Below are 22,665 nucleotides of genomic sequence, written 5' to 3' on the forward strand. Positions count from 1 at the left end.
AACATTTTCTTCCAAAGTGCGCGCGAGTTTTGAACGCGCACCCGAGTCGCATCCGCCGATTCGGTACTATCATCAGCTGAAAGGATCATTTCATGGCCAACGACCCCAGCACTATCCTGCAGATGATCAAGGACGACGAGATTGAGTGGGTCGACCTGCGCTTCACCGATCCCAAGGGCAAATGGCAGCACCTGACCATGGTCTCGTCGGTCGTCGGCGAGGATGAGCTGACCGACGGCTTCATGTTCGACGGCTCGTCGATCGCCGGGTGGAAGGCGATCAACGAAAGCGACATGATCCTGAAGCCCGATCTCGACGCGGTCTATGTCGATCCGTTCAGCGCCACCCCGATGCTGATCCTGTTCTGCGACATCGTCGAACCGTCGACCGGCGAACTTTATTCGCGCGATCCGCGCAGCACCGCCAAGCGCGCCGAGGCGTATCTGAAGAACACCGGCATCGGCGACACCGTGTACGTCGGCCCCGAAGCCGAATTCTTCATCTTCGACAATGTCCAGTTCGAAACCAGCTATGCGACGAGCTATTACAAGATCGACGATATCGAACTGCCGACCAACACCGGCCGCGAATATGAAGGCGGCAACCTCGGCCACCGCCCGCGCGCCAAGGGCGGTTACTTCCCCGTCGCGCCGGTCGACAGCTGTGTCGACATTCGCGGCGAGATGATCTCGACGATGCTCGAAATGGGCCTGCCGTGCGACAAACACCACCACGAAGTCGCCGCCGCCCAGCACGAGCTCGGCCTGACCTTCGGCACGCTGACCACCACTGCCGACCGCATGCAGATCTACAAATATGTCGTCCACCAGGTCGCGCATGCTTATGGCAAGACCGCGACGTTCATGCCCAAGCCGATCAAGGAAGATAATGGCTCCGGCATGCACACGCACTTGTCGATCTGGGACAAGGGCACGCCGCTGTTCGCGGGAAACGGCTATGCAGGCCTTAGCGACATGTGCCTCTATTTCATCGGCGGCATCATCAAGCATGCGAAGGCGGTGAATGCCTTCACCAACCCGACCACCAACAGCTACAAGCGCCTGGTGCCCGGATACGAAGCGCCGGTGCTGCTGGCCTATTCGGCGCGCAACCGCTCGGCATCGTGCCGCATTCCTTACGGCACCGGGCCGAAGGCGAAGCGCGTCGAAGTCCGCTTCCCCGACGCGATGGCGAACCCCTATCTCGCCTATGCCGCGCTGTTCATGGCCGGTCTCGACGGCATCCAGAACCGCATCCACCCGGGTGAGGCAATGGACAAGAACCTCTACGACCTGCCGCCCGAGGAACTGAAGGAAGTGCCGACGGTGTGCGGTAGCTTGCGTGAAGCGCTCGAAAGCCTCGCCGCCGACCACGACTTCCTGCTGAAGGGCGACGTGTTTTCGAAGGACCAGATCGAAAGCTATATCGAGCTGAAGATGGAAGACGTGGCGCGCTGGGAAATGACCCCGAGCCCGGTCGAGTTTGATATGTATTACAGCTATTGAGGCTTGCAGCGTCGCTGCAAGCCGCTGCCGGGAGCGCAGCGCGCCCGGCACAAGAGCTGTCGGCCGGCCTCGCTAAAGCGAGGACCGACGACGTGGCTTTGCCACGGCGTGATATTCTCTGCAGTACTACCGCCCGGGGTGGGAACACCCCGGGGCGTTTTGCGATTGGTCTAGGCCCTAAACATTCGCGCGCCGCCAAGTCTGCCAATCGACCGGTTCGGACGACACCGTCCGCACCTCCTCCAGATTGATCGCGTCGAGGAACAGGACGATGTTCTGGCACGCCCAGCGCGCGGAAGGCACGATCAGCCCGTCAAAGCCCAAAAACGCCGCCGCCGCGCCGATTTCCTGCGTGCGGTCGTACAGCATCTCCCGATAGCGGCTGTCCTCGACGCCGAGCGCCTTGAGCTGCGCCATATCCGCCAGCACCAAAGTCTGCCGCGCCTTCACCGCCAGCTCGAACACATCATGCCGCATGCGCGAGGGAAACACCGACTGCCCCCGGCTCAGGTGAAAGTTGATCTCAGCGAGCGCACCGTCGCGCTCGGCCGCGCCGTACAGGACCGACATGTCCGCCGTATTCCACCGGCCCGATCCACGCGAGCCATCGAGCACGTCCCGCCCCTGCCGGACGACTCGCCACATCGTGCCGTCGAAGGACTGCCCCTCGATCGCGCCGACCAGATCGAGCAGCCGGTCGTCGAGCGCGCGGCGGCGCTCCACTTACAGATAGACCCCGCGATCGAGCCGCTCGATCACTTCGAGCACATCGCGCGTTCGCCCATCGACGATCAGGTCATAAGGGCGCGCGCCGCCAAGCTGCGGATGCGGCGATTGCAGCCAAAGCCGCACTTCATCGGGTTCGTAGAAATCCGCGAGCCGATCAGCAACCCAGCGCAACTGCGCCATCGCCGTCTGCTTGTCGATCGTCGGCTCCGCCTCGCCCTTGCTCCAGCGGGTGACGGTGGGCGGGGAGACGCCGAGCATATTGGCGAGATCACGGCCTTTGAGGCCGCCCATTGCTTTTAACTCTGCGACCAGCCGCGAGACGGCGGTCTCGCGATAGGGGATGATGTTTGTGGCCATTGGCGATATCCTTTGATGGATCGATATTACACTCTTGTTCCGTGAATGTCATTTGTGAAATGTTTATGCAATGTCGTCGGCAGAGCGATGGCGTCGCGCCCGTGGGCGAGGCGTTCGCCCGGCGAAGATCGAAAGCTCTATTGGGCCGAAGTTCGAAGACGTCGCCCGCTGGGAAATGACCCCCAGCCCGGTCGAGTTCGATATGTATTATTCGAGCTGATCGCTGCAATTCTCGATACAAGACGGGCGTTCAGCATGCTGGGCGCCCGTTTTTGTGTATAGAATTCAGCGTAATTTGCGCTGGCCGCACGGCGCGACCAATGTCATGCTCAGTGCATGATCGACGTGCCGACTGCGCCTTGGCTCCACACGCTGTTTGATCTGGCGGCGTGGACAGCGGCAGCGTTTGGCGGGCGGTGGGTGTATCGGCATCGCCCCGCCAGCGTGACGCAGCTCGCGCAGCAGACAGCGCCGGGCTATTTCGTTGCGCTCGCGCTTGGGGCCGCCACGGGCGCTTGGCTATCAGGGTCGCTCAACACGCTGCGGCTGTCGACGCCGGGCGTGTCGCACAGCATTGCGGGCGCCTTGGCGGGCGGCATTCTTGGCGTGGAACTCTGGAAATGGCGCGCGAAAATCACCGGGTCGACCGGCGGCGCCTTCGTCATGCCGCTGTGTATCGGCATTGTCGTCGGGCGCTGGGGGTGTTTGTTCGCGGGGATCGCCGACCACACCTATGGCACACCCACCGCGCTGCCCTGGGCCGTTGATCTCGGCGACGGGATCGGGCGCCATCCGGTGCAAGTGTATGAATCGCTCGCGATGGCGCTGTTTCTGCTCGTCTATTGGCCCGCGCTGGAGCGGGGGCGCCGCTGGGCGGTGTCGCAGGGCTTTCATGCGTTCGTGCTTGCTTATGCCGTCCAGCGATTCGCCTGGGAATTTCTGAAGCCTTATCCGCCGTTGCTCGGCCCGCTCAACATCTTCCATCTGCTCATGATCGGACTTGGTCTTTATGCCGTCACCTGGATCGCTCGCCCCGTCGCCGCGCCACCCCAGCCCGCCCCTGCCTGAAACGAACATGCCTGAAACGAACATGCCTGACGCGATCATGCCTGAGGCTGCCATGCGCAAGATCGCGCCCTATGTCTTCCACGGCCAGACCACGAGCCTGTGCGAGACGTGCCTGGTGACGGTGCCCGCCAAGATCATCATCGAGGATGAGCAGGTCTTCTACCTCAAGCGCTGCCGCGATCACGGCGTGCAGAAGACGCTGATCAGCGACGATGTGCCCTATTGGCGGCAGCAGAAGCTGTGGCTCAAGCCGGGCGACCGGCCGCTGCACACCCAATCGCGGACCGAACATGGGTGCCCGTTCGATTGCGGGCTGTGTCCCGATCACGAGCAGCATAGTTGCCTCGCGATTATCGAGATCAATGCCGCGTGCAATCTCGCGTGCCCGGTGTGCTTTGCCGATGCGCAGGACGTGCATGGCAGCCACCTGCCGCTCGCGACAATCGAGACGATGCTCGACGCGCTGGTGGCGAGCGAAGGCGAGCCCGATCTGGTGCAATTGTCGGGCGGCGAACCGACGATCCACCCCGATTTCTTCGCGATTCTCGAAGCGGCAAAGACGCGCCCGATCCGCCACATCATGATCAACACCAATGGCGTGCGGATCGCGCAGGATCCTGATTTCGTCGATCGGCTCGCCAGCTATGCCCCCGCGCTCGAAGTCTATCTGCAATTCGACAGCCTCGACGACGATGCGCTGATGGACCTGCGCGGTGCGCGGCTCGCGCGCATCCGCCAGCAAGCGCTCGAACAATTGGAGCGGGTCGGGCTGTCGACGACGCTCGTTGCGGTGATCAAGCGCGGCGTCAACGATCACGAAATCGCCTCGATCGTCGAGCACGCGCTGCAATGGCGGTGCGTGCGCGGCGTCACCTTTCAGCCGGTGCAGGATGCCGGACGCAATGACGGCTTCGACGCCAAGGCCAACCGCATGCTGCTGACGCAGATCCGCCGCGAGGTTGCCAAGGCGGGCGTGTTCGGGCTCGACGATATGATCCCCCTGCCCTGCAATCCCGACCAGATCTGCATCGGCTATGGCCTGCGCGATGGCCCGAATGTCACCCCGATCACGGCACTGCTGCCGCGCGAGCTCATCCTCGAAGGGCCCAACACCGTCAGCTACGAAGCCTATCCAAAGCTGCGCGCCGCCGTGAACGACCTGCTGAGCCTTGCGACCGCGCAAGCCAATACCGAAGACAAGCTGGCGGGCCTGATGTGCTGCCTGCCCCAGGCCATGGTGCCGGGCGAGCTGAGCTATGCGAACAGCTTTCGCGTCGTGATCATGCAATTTCTCGATCGCTATAACTTCGATCTCGGCACGGTGAAACGCAGTTGCGTCCATTTCGTCACGCCCGAAGGCGCGATCATTCCCTTTGACACCTATAACAGCTTCTACCGCCCCGGCGCGGAAGGCGCAGGCGTGTTGGCGCGCGTGCGGGCAGGAGAGAGACTATGAAGCGGCTATTCGGCGGAATCCTGATCGCGACGGGCATCCTGTTGATGACGACGAGCGGCCTGTGCACGGGCTATCTGGTGATCAGCTATTTCGCGACAGGCGGGGTGTTCGACCTTTGGCTGGCGCTGTTCCCGGCCATCATTGGCGGCGTGCCGATGGCGGTTGGTGCGGCGTTCTTCACCTGGGGCCGGTCGCTGATCCGGCTCGCGCGCGCCGAAGCGGAACGCCCGGACGGGCCTGCCTGATCCGAGGTCCGCGCAGTGGCTCGCCCTCGCTTCGGCTAGCCCCTTGATTGCGGCGCTCTGTCTCGGGTCACCGTCGCGATGGCGCTTTTTCAGGCGCTTTATGTCAAGCGACCAGATGTGGACTTTACCGCACGCCCCGGAATCAATCGATGAATGGCTAATGCGCTGTATCAATTGAGTTAATCGCCCCCAACGATGCCGCGACCGATCATTGGGACCGAACCAGAGTTAAGCCGTTTTTTACCAGGCAGCGCTAATCTCAAGGTCGGTCAAATACACATCAAACCATTATGATATAACGAGGAACTCCGGATGCGATGGCCCGTCATGGTCCAGGCTGTGCTGGTGGTGGCTGCCATTGTGGTGTTTGCGATCGCACCGGCGATGCGCGCACCGATGCTGGCGATTCCGACCGGCGCGACATCGGCGGCGACGCTGCTGGACGGGGATGTCCAGCTGCTCGGGCCGGGGCCGCTTGCGCATAGCCTGGTCATCCGCAGCGGTGATCCGGGGATATTCTGGCGCGCGCTGTCGCACGGCATTCTTCTGGTGCGCAGCGACGCAACTTCTTGTTCGACAGGGAATCAACTGAATGACTGAAGCGAAGACGGCCACATTGGATGCAATCCGACTGGTCGGGGCGCGATTGCTGGTGGGGGTGATGGCCGCAGGCGCGCTGGCCACGCTTGCCGCCGGGCTGGCGACCGGTAGTCCGGCGACGATACCCGCGATGATCATGTGCGTCGTCGTGCTGGCGTTGCCGTTGTGGCAGGTGATCCAGCGGCGCATCGATGCCGGCGCCCGCATCGTGATGGGCATTACCGCGCCGCTCATCCCCGCCGCGTTGCTGGCGGTGCTTTCGGGCCATCCGTGGCAGATCGACATCCACATGGCGTTCTTTGCAATGCTCGCCGTGTTGGTGGCGCTGTGCGATTGGCGCGCGATCCTGGCGGGCACGCTGGTGACCGCGCTGCACCACCTGATCCTCAATTTTGCGGCACCCGTGTTCGTGTTCGGCGCTGACCCTGGCCTCGGCCGCGTCGTGCTGCATGCGGTTATCGTGTTGGTCGAAGCGGGTGTGCTGATGTGGACCGCCAATCAGCTCGTCTTCCTGATCGGTCAATCCCAAAGCGCAGTCGACGCCGCAGCTGCACTTCAGGCAGCGTCGGACGTTCAACAGGACCGCAACCGGCTGGTCATTGACAATGTGCGCGCGGCCTTTGCCCGGCTGTCCGACGGCGACCTTACCGTGCGCATCGAGACTGAATTCGATGCCGAACAAGAACCGCTGCGGCTCGATTTCAACGACGCCGTCACCGAGCTTGAAGCGATGATGCGCGCGCTCGTCGAATCGGTGGACCGGATCGGTGGGACCACGATCGAAATTACCCAGGCCGCCGGCGACCTTGCCAGCCGCACCGAGCGAGAGGCCGCCACGCTCGAACACACCGCAGCCGCCGCAAGCCGATCGAGCAGCGCCGTCAAGGACGTCGCGGTCCGCGCTGCCGAAAGCGAGCGGCTGTTCGGTGTGGCCTTTGCCGCAGCCGAAAATGGCGACAAGATCGTCTCAGACGCGAAGGCCGCAATGTCCGAAATCGCGCGTTCCTCGGACGCAATCGGCGATATTGTCGGCTTGATCGACGGCATCGCCTTTCAAACGACGCTGCTGGCGCTCAATGCGGGCGTTGAAGCCGCGCGTTCCGGCGATGCCGGGCGCGGCTTTGCGGTGGTCGCAACAGAAGTGCGTGCGCTCGCCGAAAAGGCCGGCATGGCAGCCGCCGAGATCAAGAAACTGATCGGCGCCAGCGCCGACCAGATTGACCGCGGGGTTGAGCTTGTCGAACGCGCTGGTGCGACGGTACGCGGCATCGTCGATCGCTTTGCCGAAGTGCGCAGCCATATCGCCGACATCGCTGGTTCAACCGACGCGCAGGCGGAAGCGATCAACACCGTCAACGTCGCGATCCGCAACATTGACGGCGTCACCCAGCAAAATGCCGCAATGGCCGAACAGTCGAGCGCGGCAACCCAATCGCTCGCCACCGACATCAAGCGCCTGAGCGCGCTGACGCGCCGCTTCCGCTTCGACCAGGGCACCGATTTAGAGGACGAGCGCCACATGATGCCCGCGCGCGGGGTACGGCGAGCAGCCTGAGTCTCCCGAGGCAGCAGCCTGCAACGGCTGCTGCCTCGGCCATCCCGTACCGCGTGCAACCGCGCCACGTCCTAACGGTTTCGCCTTGCAACCGGCCCCGCCCCCCGCCATCTATCCTCCATACCGTGACCTCGAAAAACCCGAGGCCCAGATGGAGAGCAAGGCGATGAACAGCTATCTGCAACATTATATCGACGGCGCATGGGTCGATAGCGAGGGCGGCACCCGCCACCACGTCATCAATCCCGCCACCGAAGCGCCCTGCACCGAAATCACGCTGGGATCGCAAGCAGATGTCGACAAGGCCGTCGCCGCCGCGCGCCGGGCGTTCGAAAGCTGGTCGCAAACGAGCATCGAGGAACGCAGCGCGCTGCTGACGCGCATCATCGAGGTGTACAAGGCGCGCATGCCCGATCTCGCCAAGGCGGTGAGCGAGGAAATGGGCGCGCCGATCGGTTTTGCCAGCGCCGCGCAAGTTCCTGCGGGGCTGGGCCATTTCATCTCGACCTTGAAGGCGCTGGGCGATTTCCCGTTCGAGGAAAAGCTCGGCCGCGCGAAGGTGGTGCATGAGCCCTTGGGCGTGGTCGCGATGATCACGCCGTGGAACTGGCCGCTCAACCAGATCACCGCGAAGGTCGCGCCCGCCATCGCGGCAGGCAATGCGATGATCCTGAAGCCGTCGGAAGAAGCGCCGAGCTGCGCGGTGATCCTCGCCGAAATCCTGCATGAAGCGGGCGTGCCGGCGGGCGTGTTCAACCTCGTCAACGGCGATGGCCCCGGCGTCGGCGCGGCGCTCTCCAGCCACCGCGACGTCGATATGGTGAGCTTCACCGGCTCGACGCGCGCCGGAATCGCGGTCGCGCAGGCCGCCGCTGCGACGGTCAAGCGCGTGCATCAGGAATTGGGCGGCAAGGCGCCGAACCTCGTGCTCGAAGGCGCCGATTTGCAAGCGGTGCTGCCGCCGACGCTAATGGGCGTGCTCGCCAACAGCGGCCAAAGCTGCATCGCGCCGACGCGGCTGCTCGTCCACAGCTCGCAGGTCGAAGCCGCAACGGCGGTGGCGAAGGCGATGTTTGAAGGCGCGCAGGTCGGCGATCCGGCGGAGATGGGCGTGCATATCGGCCCGGTCGTCAACAAGGCGCAGTTCGACAAGATTCAGGGGCTGATCCAGTCGGCGATCGACGAAGGCGCGACCTTGGTGACGGGCGGCGTGGGCCGCCCCGATGGCCGCAATTCGGGCTATTACATCAAGCCGACGGTCTTCGCCGATGTGACACCCGACATGCGGATCTCGCAGGAGGAAACCTTCGGCCCGGTCGCGACGATCACCCGCTATGACAGCCTCGACGAAGGCGTGCGGATCGCCAATGACACGCCTTACGGGCTGTCGGCGACGATCTCGGGCGATGCGGCGGAAGCGGCGAAGGTTGCGCCGCGACTGCGCGCCGGGCTGGTGACGATCAACGGCTGGAGCCCCGATGGCGCGGCGCCCTTCGGCGGCTACAAACAATCGGGCAATGGGCGCGAGAATGGCAAATACGGCCTCACCGATTTCATGGAAGTGAAGACGATTGTCGGCGCGCCTGCCTGATCCGATGCGCACCATCGATGTGCTGATGCCCGCCGCCGACAGCAATTATGCGGCTGAAGCGGCGGACATGGTTGAGGATTATCGGCCAGCCTTTGCCGCGCGCGGCTTGGCGCTGGCGCCCCGGCCCTGGACCGAGGGGCCGGGTGGCGGCGTGGCGGCGCTCGCGCTGTTCGCCTGGGGGTATCACGTCGATCCAAGGCGTTGGGCGGCGGTGCTGGCGGGTTGGCCGGACGGCGTGCCGCTGTTCAACCCGCCCGCGCTGCTGCGCTGGAACATGCGCAAGACCTACCTCGCCGAGCTTGAGAAGGCGGGCGTGCCGATCGTGCCGAGCTGGTTCGGCGATGCCGATGCGGCGAGTGTCGCGGCGGCGTTCGACCGCTTCGGGGTCGATACGCTGGTGGTGAAGCCGCAGATTTCGGGCGGCAGCTATCGTACCGATCGCGTCCGGCGCGGCGACCCCGTCGAGCCGCTCGCCGACGCGATCATCCAGCCCTTCCTGCCCGCCGTGGGCGCGGAAGGCGAACTCTCGCTGCTCTTCATCGGCGGCGTCTTCAGCCATGCGATACGCAAAGTCGCGCAAGGCGGCGACTTCCGCATCCAGCCGCAGTTCGGCGGCGTAACGACCGCAATCTTGGCCGACCCGGAGGCGCATGCGGTCGCGGCAAAGGCGCTGGCGGCGCTATCGGTCGCGCCACTCTACGCCCGCGTCGACCTCATCCGCCTGCCCGACGGATCGCTCGCGCTGATGGAATTGGAAGCGATCGAGCCCGATCTCTACATCGATTTCGGCGAGGATGTGCCGGGCAAGCTGGCGGACGCGGTAGTGGCGCGGCTGACTCAATAATCCTTCGATACCCGGATGTTGGCGCTCTGGCGGCCCAGCGTCGAAATCGTCGACAGGATCGACAGCCAGCGTGTGATCTGGAATTCGACTTGGGTCGCCGAATAGCCCTGCCCGTCGGTGATGATCTCGGCATAGAGCCGCCGCGTGATGTATTTGCCCGCCGCATATGAGGTGGTGCGCCCCACGGTCTTGTCGGCGGGCAGGATGCGCAACCGGTCGAGCCCTGCCACGCGGCGCAGCGTGTTGATCGGATTCAGGCCCTTGCCGCCATCCTGGAGTGCCGACACCGCAGAGGCGAGCTGGAGCGCTTCGGGCGCCGAAAGCTGGGTGATCGAGGTGCCGAACAACAGCCGCGACAACAGTTCGTCCTGCGGTAGCGCAGGCGTGCTCGAAAAGCCGATGTCGGGCTTGGTCGCCTGGCCGGTGACGCGAATCGTCGCGTTAAGGCCGGGGGTGTCGGCATTGGCGGCAATGTCGATCACCGGATCGGGGGGCGAATTGCCGGGGAAGCGGATTGTCCCACGGCTGATGGCGAACGCGCGGCCCGAAAATTCATACGTGCCGAGGATGATGTCGGCGCGGCCGGAGATCGTCGGCTCCTCAACGATGCCGCCCAGCTGCATCGTCGCCGACCAGCGGCTCGAGAGGCCGAGGCCCGTCACGGAGAGGTTGTCGGGCGCGCGGGCGCGGATATCGAGCCGCCACGGCTTGATCGGCAGCGTATCGGCTTCGTCCTCCGCGCCGGGCAGGTTGATTTCGCGGATGTTGAGCTTGGGCACGGCGGCGGCGGCCGTCGCCTGACCCAGCCGGTATCGGCTGGCGCTCAACACCACATCGCCGGTGATCAGCCCGCCGTCGCCGTCGGAATGGATCGTGAGCGGCCCGGTGATGGTCGCGCCGATATCGTCGCGGTTGATCATCACCGCGCGCTCCGCCTGGAGCTTCAGGTCGATGCCGAAACCGTGGACGGCGGCGAAATCGAACGCGCCGCTGCCCGCGACGCGCCCCCCCTTGCCCGCGTCCGCTGTAAAATCATCGATCCGCAGCACGGAGCCGGCGAACACGCCCGACCCTTGCACATTGGTGAGCACGGTGCCGGTGCGCGCGCTTTCGAGCCTTGCCCCCTTCGCCCGGAGCGCCCCGGTGATGCGCGGGTCGTTGACTTTGCCGGTCAGGTCCGCGCCGATCGCGACGGGGCCGGACAGGTCGAACAGCTCGATCCCGGTCAGCCGCCAGAGCGTGTCGGCGGGGCCGTCGTAGCGCACTTGCGCGAAGAGACCGGCATTGGCGAGCCGCTTGACGAGATCGCCTGACCCCAGCGGCGACAGGCGCGCCTGCGCGCGACCGATCGTCTTGCCGCCCGATGCCATGATCGCGCGCAGCCCCACGCTGTTGGCGTCGAGCACGCCCGCCAGTCCCATGTCGACGGGTTGCGAGGTGAGCACGAGGCCGGCGCGGCTCAAGCCCTTGACCGTCATGTCGATCCGCCCGGTCGGCGCGCCGCCGCCGCCTTGCGCAAAGGCGAACTTGCCCGAGGCACTGCCAGACAGCCCGAGGCCGGGATAGCCAATGTCGAGCACCGATAGCGGCATGCGGGCGAGGGTCGCATCAACCGCGAGACGGTCGCTGGCATAGTGGCCGCTGAGCTCGCTTTCGCCGCCCGCGAAATTGAGGCGCGCGGGCGCCAGCCGCCAGCCGTCACCGGCCCGCGTCACGACGGCAGGCGATAGGAGAGTGACCGGGCGGCGGTCGATCGTGCCCGACGCGGTGATGGTGTAGCGATCGGGGGTTGCATCGGCGGCAAGGCGGATGTCGAAGGCGCGCCCGCGTGTGCCGCTGAGCTGCGCCGTCACCTTGCCGGTGCCGTCGCGCAGCGATGCGGCGACGTTGAAGCGGCCGAGCACGAGGCTGCCCTGGCGCAACCCCGCGCCATCGGCTTTCGCTTCGATCGAGACGCCGTCGGGGTCAAGCAGCGCGACGAGGTCCAGCTTGCCGCGCCGCAGTCGCGCGGCGTCGGTGACTTGGGCATTGGTCGCTTCGAGATGCGCTTCAATCCGCTGGATCTTGCCGACCGGCGCGAAGGCGAGCGTGCCGCGCGCCGCGCCGTTGACGTCGAGCCGTCCGTCGAAACCGCCGGTGACCGCGCGCAAACTGCCGCTCGCGTGCATGTCGGCAACATCGAGCGCGGCAATCGCAATCGTCGCTTGCCCGCCCTTCGGCAGCAGGATCGCCCCGCGCCCATTGAACGCGCCCAGCGTCGATCCACCGCTAGTGGTGAAGGCAAAGCCGTCGGGCGTCGGATCGAGATGCGCGGTGACATCGCTGAGGCCCATCGCTTCGTTCGGGCTTGCGAATTTCAGATCGACCGTCGGGCGTTCGATCCGCCCGTCGAGCATCAGCGTCAGCGGGCCATATTGGCGCTGCGAGCCAGCCCCTTCGAAATGAACGCTGCCGTCGCGTCGCAGATAACCATCGCCAGTGATGCGGATGTCGGGCGCGGTCAGCACCAGATCGTTGAAATGCAAAATCCCGTCAGTTGATTGGCGCAGCGCGGTGGTCACGCGCGGCAGCCCGCCGGCAAGCGACGCGAAGAACTCATTATCGAGCCGAGCGAGCTGCGCGCTCGCCGTGCCGGTGATCAGCGCGCCCTTCGTGCCCGGCGCGGGCACGACCTGAAGCTTGGCGCCGACATCGACGAGACCAAGCCCGGGGATCAAAAACTTCTGGAGCGCGCCGGTAAGGCCAATGTTGAAGCGCCCCGCCTTCAGGTCGACGATCAGGTTGATGCCGCCGCGCAGCTTGTCCGACCGGAACGGGATATTGTCGCCGGTGATTTGGCTCGCGCTCGCGCGGAGCACGCCTTGCGCCGACAGGTTGCGCAGGATGCCGCCGATCATCGCATCGACGCCCGTGACGCGCGCGACCTCAAGCTTGACGGGCACCGTAATCGGCAGCGGCGACAGCCGCCCGCCGCCGCTCGCGCGCACGACCTCGAACCCCTCCTTGCCGCCGAATTGCAGGCGATCGGCGGTCAGGCGATAGTCAAAGCGTGCACTGTCGAATGTCCCGTCGAGCACCGCGCGCAGCTCGATAGTGCGGCCACTCGCGCGGTCGATCACGCTGGCGGGGTCGAGCACGCGCACCCGCGTGCGGACATCGCGATAGCCGCTCGTCGCAAGATCGATCGCGCCGGTGGTATCGACCGCCAGCGCGCGCGACCGCAGCGCGAGATTGCCGTCGAGCACGCGATCCGCCAGCGTCCCCGCGCCTTGCACCGTCACGCGCGGCGCGAACATCTTGGCGGCCTTGCCCCCGACGAGTGCATCGAGTCCCAACGTGCCGCCCAACGTGTAGCGCCCCGCGTCATTGCCAAGCGTCAGGTCGAGCGCGGTGGCGCCCGCGACTTGGCCCTTGGCGGTGCCGCGCCAACGCGCCCAGCGCCCGTCGCCTGCCACCACGAGCGACAGCGGCTTGCCGATGCCGCTGAGCTTGGCGAGCAGCCCACTGGCGGCGCCGGTCGCGTGCAGATCAATGTCGAATCGATCGGCATCAGGCGCGACGTCGAGCATCAGCTTCAGCTCGTCACTGCCTTCGACCCGCGCGGCGAGCTTTACCAGCGCGCGGCGGTTGCGGACATCGCCGCTCGCCACGATGCGCCCGACCCGCTGGGTGCCGGTCACGCGCGGCCCGACCACCAGCCGGTCGATCGTCAGCCGCCCGGTGCGGATGTCGAAACCGGGCAGGATAGGCCCGCGCCTCTGCCCGGGATTGAGCGTTGGCGCCTTGATCAGCGTGGCGGTCGGGATGTCGAGCGCGTTGATGTCGAGCCGGTTGTTCAGCCACGCCAGCGGCCGCCAATCGAGTTCAGCGCGCGGCACGACCAGCACCGGTCCCTGCGGATCGCTGACACGCACGTCGCTCAGCGTTGCTTTCGACCACACCGACCCGGTGATCCGCCCGACCGAAAAGCGCAGGCCGCTCGCGGGGCGCTGCGCCGCGATTTGATCGGCGATCAGCCGGTGGCCAATGCTGGTGTCGATCAACCAGACGCCGACGCCCGCCGCCACCAGCATCAGCGCGACCAGCGCAGCGGCCCAGCGCCCCCACCGTCGGCGTGGCTTTATCGGAGCCGCGTCGCTCAAAATGCTTGCCCCAGCGAGACATAGACCGCGACGCGCGGATCGCCGCGCTGCGGGTTGATCGGCGTGCCGACGTCGATGCGGATTGGCCCGAAGCTCGAATAATATCGCAAGCCAACCCCGGCGCCATATTGCAAGTCGCTGAACTTGGGCAGATCGGCGGTGTAGATGTTGCCCGCATCGAAGAACGGGACAATGCCGAACGGGCCGAACGCCTTGATCCGCGCTTCGAGCGAGAATTCGGTCAAGCTGCGCCCGCCGATCGGATCATTATTGGGATCGCGCGGGCCGATCGCCTGAAAGCCATAGCCGCGCACCGAGGCGCCGCCGCCGGCATAGAAGCGCCGCGACGGTGCGATGGCGTCGCGCGGCGCGCCGAGGATCGTGCCCAGCCGCAACCGCCCGGCCAGCACCACCCGGCTGCCGAGCGATTTATAGGCGCTCGCGTCCAATTGGATGCTGGCGTAGCCGAACGTCGACCCTTGCAGCGACACTTCGGGCGACAGCCGCCCGCCCAGGCGAAACCCCCTGGTGGGGTTGAGCAGATCGTCAGACCCGTCATAGGTCAGGCTGGTCGGCAGCGCGCCGATGAAAAAGGTCCGCCGCCGCGGCGCGCCGGTCGCCTCGATGATGTCGCGCTCGTCGGAAGCCGCGAGTTCAGCCCCCAGCGACCAAGTCCATTTCTTCTGGAAGAAGATCGTCGTCTGGCGCTCGAGCCTTCCCGAGAGCGAGAAGGTCGTCGCGCGAAACGCCGGTCGGTTGAGATTGGCGAGCGCGACCTGCGCGGTCAGGATACGGTCGCGCCCGTTGAAATTGTTGCGGCGGAAGATCACCGACCCCGATTGTTCCTGCGTGCCGGCGACCCCGCGCAGCGTCAGCCCACCTTCGGGCGGAAACAGGTTGCGGTGGGTCCAATCGACTTCGGCGCGAATACCCTCACCCGTGCCATAGCCGAGCTCACCCGCAATTGTGCGCGGCGGCGCGGGCTGGAGCGCGACGGCGATATCGACCGTCCCCGGCTTCGCACCCTCGACCGGCTTGACCTCCGCCGACGAGACGATGCCGGTCTGGATCAGCGCACGGCGCAAATCGTCGAGCGCGGTGGTGTTATAGGGCTGGCCGGGTTTGAAGCGCGCGATCTGCTGGATGTGGCGCGCGTTGAACAGCTTGTTGGGCGGCGTGATCACTTGGCCGAAGACGCGCGCGCCGCCTGGGTCGACGGCGATGGTGAGCGTTGCCTTGCCGGTCGCGTGATCGATGACGACGCTTGGCTCCTCGACCTGCGCGAACGGAAAACCGCGTTCGCCGAGCTGCGCGCGCAAGTCGGCAGTGCCCCCCGCGATCTTGTCGGCATCGACCGGGGCATTGACCCCGACGGCGAAGGCATCGCGCAGCGCCGAAGCCTGATCGCCCGCCGACGCCAAGCCGGGCGCGGCGACGCTTTCGAGCTTATACTGGGTGCCGGGTTCGACCAGCAACGTCACGCGGGGCTTCCCGCTTTCGATTGCAATGCTGCTGCTGATCCGCGCGTCATAATAGCCGATGCCGCGCAACAACGTCTGGAGCAGCGTCAAATCCTCGCGCGCACGGCGATCGATCTGCGCGGCGTTTGACGGATCGCCGGCATGAGCTTTCAGCGCCGACAGGCCGTTGAAGCGCTGGAGGAACAGCGCATCGGTGATGCCGTCGATCCCCTCGATCCGATAGTCGTAGCGGGTCAGTTCGGTGATGTCGGTCTTGGCCGTCATATCCTCGGCGCGCGTCGCGTCGATCTTGCTGAGATCGGGCCAGTCGACGCCCAATCCCGGCAGGGGCGCCAGCGGCGCATCGGGATCGAGCAGGGGCGAGTCGGGCACCGGCGGGGGCGGCGCGGGTTCGGTTGGCGGTGGCGAGGGCGGCGGGGCGGTCTGCGCCCAAGCGGCTTCCGGCAGGGCGAGCGCCAACATCATCGCGGCCAAACCACGGCCCTCATGCCATCCGATGCGCCCTGTCATGCGCCCCGCTCTAGCGGGCATGTTCGCGCAGCAACAGGCCCGGTGGTGCAACGATCGGGCGCGGCTGAATGCGCCGAAGGATCAGTGCAACGTGCCCTCGCGCGGCGCCGAAGGATCAGTGCAGCGTGCCCTCGCGCGGTGCGGAAAGCGTCTCGATCAATCGCTCGATCTGGCGCCAGCGGCAGAAGCCCGCGACATTGCCGCGATTACGGCTGGCATCGGCGCGCGCGGCCGCCTCAAGGCTGGCGAGATTCCCATGGTCCGACATCAGGGTCACCGCCGCCTCCAGTGTCGCGCGATCGGCGATGTAACAGGCGAGGCGCGATTCGTCGGGAAAGGGATCGAAGGGATCGGCAATCATTGCCGTGCCTTAAGCGACAGCTTCCCACCTTCCGATTACGCGTATTGGTAAACATCGCGAAAGCCATGTCGTGGCGCAAATGCCGGGCTGGCGCTCGCCGCGCGATCATGGCAGGGCGCCGTTATGACGACCCCTTCCCCCCGTCCCGCTTCGATGGCGGGTGGTGTGCTGATCGCGATCGGCGCGGTTTTCGGCGCCTTTGCCGGTGCGACCCGGGGCCAGCCGAGCATCGGTTTCCTCATCGGCCTTGGCATTGGCATCGTGCTGGCAACTGGAATCTGGCTGCTCGACCGCGCGCGCTGAGCGGTTACTTCAGGCGTCGCGTCAGCCTGACCACCCGGCCAACGACCTCCAGTGCGGCGACGCTAAGCGGCGGATAGGCCGGGTTGTCACTGCTGACCACGACGCCCTGTGGCCCCTTGGCGAGTCGCTTGACGACGAGCGCGCCGTCGATCCGCGCGACGAACAGCCCACCGGCGCCCAACGCACAATCGGCACGGTCGACCAGCAATTCATCGCCATCGGCAATCGTCGGCAGCATCGACTCACCGCGCGCCGTCACGATCGACAGATTTTCCGCGCGCACGCCGAGCCGCCGCAGCAGCGCGGGGTCGATCGCTTCACCGCCCGCCGCCCGATCCTCATCGACCAGCGCGCCCGGCCCCGCCGACGCCGCCGCATCGATTCGCGGCACGCGCACGAGCGGCGGCGGGCGATCAGCACCGCCGAGCAACGCTTCATCGACCCCCAGATAGGCCGCGATCAGCCGTCGGTCGGCTTCGGCAAGGCGGCGCGGCGACCCGCGCTGCACGAACTGTTGAAGATAGGCCGCGTTGCGCCCGATCAGCCGCGACAGCGCCGCCAGGCTCGCGCCGCGTTCGGCTGCCAGCGTGTTCAGGGCCGCGCGCGGATCATCGCTCTGCATGATCTTTCTTAGCCGTAGGATTTTTCCTAGACAAGTCGGAAATTTGGGAACACAAAGTGAACATCGATGCGAGTCGGGAGTGAGACATGGCGATGTTGGTGAAAGTGGATCGGTTTTTGCGGGCAAGCGGGATGAGCGCGGCGCGATTCGGGCGGCTCGCCGTCAATGATGCGAGCCTGGTGCCCGATCTGCGGCGCGGACGCGCGCTGCGCCCCCCGACGATTGCCCGAATTGAAGCCTTTATCGCGGAGCAAGGGTAATGGCGCGCGATGTCGGGGCGGCGCTTACACGCAGTCTGGCGGGTACAGCAGCGCATGCAGGATGTTCAATCGACCTAACGGCTAACGACTGGCGGCGCTGGGCCAGCGCAACCTTCTCCGGCGCACGCCACCACTTGTCGTTCGCCGGATCGCCGTCCCTCGCGTTGGAGAACTGGATTGCGCGGCTGGGCGACTTGGATGTGCCGATGCCGGGGCATCTCGTCGCCGACCTGACCGTGGCAGCCGTACGCCGCGCGCCTGAGCGCGTCGAAGTCGATCTGGAAGTGCTGACCGTTGAAGCGGATTAGCCGCCGGTGGCGATCCGCCGCAGCGCGCCCCGCGCCGCATCGGCACTGGCGCGCGGCAAGCGATCCGAACGCGTCGACACGCCGCGTTCGAGCCGTTCGAGCAGCGCGGTGATCGTCGCTTCAGTATCGCGCGCGGCGGGGCGCGGTGTATCGGCATCGCGCGACAGCGGTTGCGCGAAGATCGGCACGGGATCGCGCCGGATCGGCGTCAGCTCAAAAGTTTCGATGCGTTCGCCGGGGGCAAAGCGCGGCAGCGGCACGGGCTCGCCCGTGGCAGCCGCAAAGGCTGCCGGGTCGAACGCCGCGAGCGGCATGTCGAGATCATCAGGGACTTCGCGCTCTTCGTCGGACGCCGCAACCGCATCACCAGCGGTGTCGAGCGGGCCAGCCACCAGCCGGGCGTGGATATCGAGAAAGGGGGTGCCAAGCTCGCGGTGGGCGAACAGCGGCGCGCGCGGCGGCGCGTCGGGATGGGCATCACCCCGGCGCAAGACCGGCACGGGCGGCAAGCCCGCCTCATCGTCTTCCCGCTTGGCGGGCCAGCGCAACGTGATGCTCCGGCTGCCCAACAGCGGCCACAGGCCGAGCCAGACGAGCAGGCCGACAAAGCCGCCCCCGAGCATGATCAGCACTGCCCTCGCGTTGCCGCCCAGCGGCGGTTCGGCCGCAGCGACGACGGCGGGTAGCCCGCTTGCGTTCACCAGCCGTTCGAGCATGTCGCCCGGAATGAACGCAAATCCCGCGGCGGTGGCGAGACCGGTAAGGACGGCGGCGGTGGGCGCGACGGGCAGCGTCAGGCGCGAGCGGCGGAAGGACGAGACCATGGCTTCAGCGTATCGGCTTTTTCGGTTAGCTTTTGGTAAACAGGCTCATAACGCCCGATATTGACGGCCCAATTCCGCTCGGCAGCGACGAAAGCACGACCGCGTGCACGGCGCGCGTCCCAGCCGCCACGATCAGCAAGCAAGGCGGCGAGCGCTGCTGCCATTGCAGCCGGATCATCGGGCGCGAACAGGGTGCCGGTCACGCCGTCTTCGATCAGCTCGCGGTGGCCGCCGACGTCGGACGCCGCCACCAACCGGCCCTGCGCCATCGCTTCGAGCGGCTTGAGCGGCGTGACGAGGTCGGTGAGCCGCATTTTCTTGCGCGGATACGCCAGCACATCGATGATGCTGTAATAGCGCTCGACCTGCTGGTGCGGCACACGCCCGACGAAATGGATATGCGCAGCCACCGGCGACGCCGCCGCCTGCGCGCGCAAGGCCTCCTCGCAGGGTCCGCCGCCGACCAGCACCAGCTTTGCGCGCGGCCGTGCAGCGACGAGCGCGGGCATCGCTGCAATCAGGTCATCGAGCCCTTCATAGGCATAGAAGCTGCCGATAAAGCCCATCACTTCGTCACCGGTTACCCCCAGTTGGGTTGCGAGCGCGGTGTCATATGCGGCGGGTTCGCCGAACAGCGTCAGGTCCACGCCATTGGGCGACACCATGATCTTCGCCGGATCGATGCCGCGCGCGACCAAGTCGCCGCGGAGCCCTTCGCAGATCACTGCAACCGCATCGGCGCGGCGCACGGCCCAGGTCTCAAGCAGCCGCGTCGCGCGGTAGCGCAGCGATCCTTCGGTGCCGGTTTCATTGCCGACCGCTGCATCCTCCCAAAAGGCGCGGATCTCATAGACCAAAGGCAAGCCGAACCGCTTGCGCGCGCGCAGCGCCGCCAGCGCATCGAGCACGGGCGAATGCGCGTGGAGGATGTCGGGGCGAAAATCGGCGATCACGTCGCCAATGCGATCGGCAAAAGCACTGATTTCGCGCCACTCGCCAATCGGTGCGCGTGCCAGGACCGTAGGCCGGGTCCGGTGGAAATCGATACCGTCGACCGTTTCTGCCGACGCGGGCGCGTCGCCGTGGCGCGGACCGGTGACCGCCGCCACCTGCCAGCCGCGCGCGATCTGCGCTTTCAGGATCGCACGGGTGCGAAAGGTGTAGCCGCTATGCAGCGGCAGACCATGGTCGAGAATATGCAGGATCCGCATGACCAGCGCCTTGCCACGCAAGTGTTTAACGCCGCGTCAACCCGGCCGGGCCTATGCCGGAAAAAGGGCGGGCGACGGTGGCCGTCCGCAGGCGACAGGCAGGGCCATGATCGACAATTTCGCGCTCGGACTCAGCCATTTGCTGATGATGATCGCGGCCATCATCCTGCTGCGCCGCCGCGATCTCGATCGCGAAGACCCGGCGCGCAAGGACGACACGCGTGCGTGATTTCGCTTTTGTCGGCTTCCTGTTTGCACTGTTCGGCCTCGGCTTTCGTCGGCCGTTCCTGTTCGTGCTTGTCTATGTCTATATCGATCTCGTCTCGCCGCAGCGACTGACCTATTTGCTGCTCAATTCGGTGCCGATCTCGCTGATTGCGGTCATATTCGCGGTCGGTGGTTGGTTGATCGCCGACGACAAGCGCGACACGCGCGTTGCCCCGCGTCAGTTCCTGTTGCTCGCGCTGCTCGTCTATTGCGCGATCACGACCCGCAACGCCGATTTCCCGATCGACGCGGTCGGCAAGTGGGACTGGGTTTGGAAAGCGCTGGCGTTCGCGATTTTCCTGCCGCTGACGTTGCGCACGAAGCTGCGCATCGAAGCCTTGCTACTGTTCATGATCCTGTCGGCGGCGTCGATCATCATCGTCGGTGGCATCAAGACAATTTTTTCCGGTGGCGGTTATGGCTCACTCAACTTGATGGTCTCGAGCAATTCGGGACTGTACGAAGGCAGCACAATCTCGACGATCGCCGTCGCGATTGTGCCCTTGATACTCTGGTTCACGCGGCACGGCACGATCTTTCCGCCCAACTGGAAAGTGACATTATTCTGTTACGCGCTGGTGTTCGCCTGTCTGCTGATCCCGGTCGGGACATCGACGCGAACGGGCTTGCTGTGCATCGTGCTGCTGGCTGCGCTGATGCTGCGCGATGCCAAGCGCCGGCTGATCTATCTTGCACTGATCGCGGCGTCGCCGGCGGTGGTCTACCCGTTTTTGCCGCCGTCGTTCATCGAGCGGATGCAGACGATCAAGGGCTATCAGGGCGACACATCGGCCTCAACGCGAGTCGCGGTGTGGGTGTGGACGGTCGACTATGTGAAGACGCACCCGTTCGGTGGGGGGTTCGAGGCCTATCTCGGCAACAAGCTGCGCTTCGAAACAGTGAAAGCCACCGGCGAGGGCAATAACATCGCCTTTCAGCGCAAGCTCGAAGTCGACAAGGCGCGCGCGTACCACAGCGCCTATTTCGAAATGCTCGGCGAACAGGGCTATTTCGGGCTCGGGCTGTGGCTGCTGATCAATGTTGCGGGCATCTTCCGGATGGAAGTGATCCGGCAACGCCATCGCAAGGAAGAACAGCTCGCCTGGGCCGTGCAATTGGCGAGCGCGCTGCAAACCGCGCATATCGTCTATCTGCTCGGCGCGGCCTTCGTCGCCATCGCGTTCCAGCCGTTCATTTACATGCTGATCGGCGCGCAAATCGGGCTCGATATCTATCTCGCACGCAAACGGGCGGAGACATTGTGGCAGCCGTTCCGACGCAAACGTCCGACCGCACCGCCGGTCGCGGCGGCATGACCGCGCCCGAACTTCGCGCGCTGACCAGCGTGCGCGGGCTGGCGGCGTGGTTTGTCGTGCTGTTCCACATCCGGGGCAGCATCGCGGGACTGCCGCGCGCCGTCGAAGCGCTGCTCGCCAAGGGCTATCTGGCGGTCGATTTCTTCTTCCTGCTGTCGGGCTTCGTGATCTGGCTGACCTATGCCGAGCGGTTGCGGGCGGAGGGGCCAGCGGGCGTGCCGCGCTTCCTGTGGCGGCGGATCGCGCGGATCTGGCCGCTGCATCTGGTGATATTGGGCGCGGGCGTCGCGCTCGCGCTGCTGCTGGCGGCGACCGGGCGGCACGATCCGGCGCGCTTCCCGTTCGACGAGCTGCCGCTGCATGTGCTGCTGCTCCAGAATTGGGCGTTCACGCAGGCGCTGAGCTGGAATGATCCGGCGTGGTCGATCAGTTGTGAGCTGGCGGCCTATCTGGTCTTTCCCTGGGCCGTGTTCGCGGTCGATTGGCGGCGGTTGCCGGCCTGGGCGGTGGTCGGCGCGGTCGCGGGGATGATCACGCTGCTGCACCTGATCATGAACGCGGGTGGCGCGACAATGCTTGGCAGCGGCATCACGCGCTTCGGGGTGGTTCGGTGCCTCGCCGAATTCGGTGCAGGCACTGCGGTGGCGGCGCTGTGGCAGCGGTGGCAGGACCGCCGTGACGCTGTGGTGGCGGCGCTGCTGGTCACGGTTGGCGCCGCGAGCGGTTGGGCGCTCGGCATGCCTGAGACGCTGACCGTGCCCTTGCTGTTCGCCGCTGCCCTGCTCGCGCTGGCGCTGACGTCGGGCGCGCGCGGCAATCCGCTTGAGGGGCGCGCGCTCCATTATCTCGGCCAGATCAGCTATTCGACCTATCTGGCGCATTATCTGCTGTTCTTCGCGTTCAAGCTGGCATTCGTGCGCGATGCGAGCGATGTGCCGCTTGCGCTGATTGCGCTGTATCTGGCGATGGTGCTGGCGAGTTCGGTCTGGCTGTTCCACGGGGTCGAACGCCCTGCGCAGCGCTTGCTCAACAGCTGGAAGGTCCGCGCGCCTTCCCCAAACAGCGCCGCCTAGCCCTTCCCGACCGGCTGTCGGCGCCGTAAGCGATGCG

The 22,665-nt window shown here is 65.8% G+C and carries 22 protein-coding genes; 14 read left to right on the forward strand and 8 right to left on the reverse strand.

The window, feature by feature from the left end:
- The first annotated feature begins 92 nt into the window (after positions 1-92).
- A complete protein-coding gene (glnA, locus tag K2W81_RS02510) occupies positions 93-1,505 on the forward strand; it encodes a type I glutamate--ammonia ligase (RefSeq protein WP_294100979.1) in 1,413 nt (470 codons plus the stop codon).
- A gap of 177 nt (positions 1,506-1,682) precedes the next feature.
- Here the strand turns inward: glnA and K2W81_RS02515 are convergent, their stop codons facing one another.
- Both K2W81_RS02515 and K2W81_RS02520 read right to left on the reverse strand, forming a co-directional pair.
- Positions 1,683-2,228: an RES family NAD+ phosphorylase gene (locus K2W81_RS02515; RefSeq protein ID WP_294100980.1), complete on the reverse strand. Its 546-nt coding sequence runs from the start codon at positions 2,226-2,228 to the stop codon at positions 1,683-1,685.
- Positions 2,229-2,591 (reverse strand): antitoxin Xre/MbcA/ParS toxin-binding domain-containing protein, encoded by a 363-nt coding sequence (locus tag K2W81_RS02520; RefSeq protein WP_294100981.1) that lies wholly within the window; start codon positions 2,589-2,591, stop codon positions 2,229-2,231.
- Between the two features lie 336 nt (positions 2,592-2,927).
- Between K2W81_RS02520 and K2W81_RS02525 the strand changes: the two genes are divergently transcribed.
- From K2W81_RS02525 to K2W81_RS02555, 7 genes are all read left to right on the forward strand, one after another.
- Positions 2,928-3,659: a prolipoprotein diacylglyceryl transferase family protein gene (locus K2W81_RS02525; protein WP_294100983.1), complete on the forward strand. Its 732-nt coding sequence runs from the start codon at positions 2,928-2,930 to the stop codon at positions 3,657-3,659.
- A gap of 7 nt (positions 3,660-3,666) precedes the next feature.
- On the forward strand, positions 3,667-5,115 hold the full coding sequence (locus K2W81_RS02530; RefSeq protein WP_294100985.1) for a radical SAM protein: 1,449 nt from the start codon (positions 3,667-3,669) through the stop codon (positions 5,113-5,115).
- Entirely contained in the window at positions 5,112-5,360 is a 249-nt protein-coding gene (locus K2W81_RS02535) for a hypothetical protein (protein WP_294100987.1), read from the forward strand. Before K2W81_RS02530 ends, K2W81_RS02535 begins: the two co-directional genes overlap by 4 nt.
- A gap of 312 nt (positions 5,361-5,672) precedes the next feature.
- Positions 5,673-5,960, forward strand: a complete 288-nt coding sequence (locus K2W81_RS02540; protein ID WP_294100989.1) for a hypothetical protein — start codon at positions 5,673-5,675, stop codon at positions 5,958-5,960.
- Positions 5,953-7,515: a methyl-accepting chemotaxis protein gene (locus K2W81_RS02545; RefSeq protein ID WP_294100991.1), complete on the forward strand. Its 1,563-nt coding sequence runs from the start codon at positions 5,953-5,955 to the stop codon at positions 7,513-7,515. Before K2W81_RS02540 ends, K2W81_RS02545 begins: the two co-directional genes overlap by 8 nt.
- Positions 7,516-7,681: 166 nt before the next feature.
- Positions 7,682-9,106, forward strand: a complete 1,425-nt coding sequence (locus K2W81_RS02550; RefSeq protein ID WP_294100992.1) for an aldehyde dehydrogenase family protein — start codon at positions 7,682-7,684, stop codon at positions 9,104-9,106.
- A 4-nt stretch (positions 9,107-9,110) separates the two neighbouring features.
- On the forward strand, positions 9,111-9,950 hold the full coding sequence (locus tag K2W81_RS02555; RefSeq protein ID WP_294100994.1) for a hypothetical protein: 840 nt from the start codon (positions 9,111-9,113) through the stop codon (positions 9,948-9,950).
- On the opposite strand, the gene K2W81_RS02560 is transcribed toward K2W81_RS02555, so the two are convergent.
- The 3 genes from K2W81_RS02560 to K2W81_RS02570 all read right to left on the reverse strand — a co-directional run bounded on the left by K2W81_RS02560 (position 9,944) and on the right by K2W81_RS02570 (position 16,444).
- Complete coding sequence (locus K2W81_RS02560) at positions 9,944-14,092, reverse strand: translocation/assembly module TamB domain-containing protein (RefSeq protein WP_294100996.1); 4,149 nt, start codon at positions 14,090-14,092, stop codon at positions 9,944-9,946. The genes K2W81_RS02555 and K2W81_RS02560 overlap by 7 nt on opposite strands.
- A complete protein-coding gene (locus K2W81_RS02565; protein WP_294100997.1) occupies positions 14,089-16,083 on the reverse strand; it encodes an autotransporter assembly complex family protein in 1,995 nt (664 codons plus the stop codon). Before K2W81_RS02565 ends, K2W81_RS02560 begins: the two co-directional genes overlap by 4 nt.
- Positions 16,084-16,198: 115 nt before the next feature.
- On the reverse strand, positions 16,199-16,444 hold the full coding sequence (locus tag K2W81_RS02570; protein WP_294101000.1) for a hypothetical protein: 246 nt from the start codon (positions 16,442-16,444) through the stop codon (positions 16,199-16,201).
- A gap of 123 nt (positions 16,445-16,567) precedes the next feature.
- On the opposite strand from K2W81_RS02570, the gene K2W81_RS02575 reads away from it, so the two are divergent.
- Positions 16,568-16,747 carry a hypothetical protein gene (locus K2W81_RS02575; RefSeq protein WP_294101002.1) on the forward strand — a complete coding sequence of 60 codons (180 nt, stop codon included), beginning with the start codon at positions 16,568-16,570 and terminating at the stop codon, positions 16,745-16,747.
- Positions 16,748-16,751: 4 nt separating this feature from the next.
- Here K2W81_RS02575 and K2W81_RS02580 read toward each other — a convergent pair whose 3' ends face one another.
- The gene (locus K2W81_RS02580) at positions 16,752-17,369 is read right to left on the reverse strand and encodes a LexA family transcriptional regulator (protein ID WP_294101004.1); all 618 of its coding nucleotides are present in this window, start codon (positions 17,367-17,369) and stop codon (positions 16,752-16,754) included.
- 131 nt (positions 17,370-17,500) lie between these two features.
- Between K2W81_RS02580 and K2W81_RS02585 the strand changes: the two genes are divergently transcribed.
- Both K2W81_RS02585 and K2W81_RS02590 read left to right on the forward strand, forming a co-directional pair.
- On the forward strand, positions 17,501-17,629 hold the full coding sequence (locus K2W81_RS02585; RefSeq protein WP_294101005.1) for a hypothetical protein: 129 nt from the start codon (positions 17,501-17,503) through the stop codon (positions 17,627-17,629).
- Positions 17,629-17,937, forward strand: a complete 309-nt coding sequence (locus K2W81_RS02590) for a hypothetical protein (RefSeq protein ID WP_294101006.1) — start codon at positions 17,629-17,631, stop codon at positions 17,935-17,937. The genes K2W81_RS02585 and K2W81_RS02590 overlap by 1 nt, the downstream gene beginning before the upstream one ends.
- On the opposite strand, the gene K2W81_RS02595 is transcribed toward K2W81_RS02590, so the two are convergent.
- Together K2W81_RS02595 and K2W81_RS02600 are read right to left on the reverse strand one after the other, a co-directional pair.
- Positions 17,934-18,761, reverse strand: coding sequence for a hypothetical protein (locus K2W81_RS02595; protein ID WP_294101008.1), 828 nt, complete (start codon positions 18,759-18,761; stop codon positions 17,934-17,936). The genes K2W81_RS02590 and K2W81_RS02595 overlap by 4 nt on opposite strands.
- Positions 18,731-19,972 carry a TIGR04063 family PEP-CTERM/XrtA system glycosyltransferase gene (locus tag K2W81_RS02600; RefSeq protein WP_294101010.1) on the reverse strand — a complete coding sequence of 414 codons (1,242 nt, stop codon included), beginning with the start codon at positions 19,970-19,972 and terminating at the stop codon, positions 18,731-18,733. Before K2W81_RS02600 ends, K2W81_RS02595 begins: the two co-directional genes overlap by 31 nt.
- Here K2W81_RS02600 and K2W81_RS02605 point away from each other — a divergent pair.
- From K2W81_RS02605 to K2W81_RS02615, 3 genes are read left to right on the forward strand one after another with little or no spacing between them, the layout of a single operon-like run.
- Positions 19,971-20,201, forward strand: coding sequence for a hypothetical protein (locus K2W81_RS02605; protein ID WP_294101012.1), 231 nt, complete (start codon positions 19,971-19,973; stop codon positions 20,199-20,201). The two genes, K2W81_RS02600 and K2W81_RS02605, sit on opposite strands and share 2 nt — an antisense overlap.
- Positions 20,194-21,555, forward strand: coding sequence for a putative O-glycosylation ligase, exosortase A system-associated (locus tag K2W81_RS02610; protein WP_294101013.1), 1,362 nt, complete (start codon positions 20,194-20,196; stop codon positions 21,553-21,555). Before K2W81_RS02605 ends, K2W81_RS02610 begins: the two co-directional genes overlap by 8 nt.
- Complete coding sequence (locus K2W81_RS02615; protein WP_366932197.1) at positions 21,501-22,628, forward strand: acyltransferase; 1,128 nt, start codon at positions 21,501-21,503, stop codon at positions 22,626-22,628. The genes K2W81_RS02610 and K2W81_RS02615 overlap by 55 nt, the downstream gene beginning before the upstream one ends.
- Positions 22,629-22,665 lie beyond the last annotated feature (37 nt).

Source organism: Sphingomonas sp. (genome assembly GCF_019749955.1).
Lineage (GTDB): Bacteria > Pseudomonadota > Alphaproteobacteria > Sphingomonadales > Sphingomonadaceae > Sphingomonas.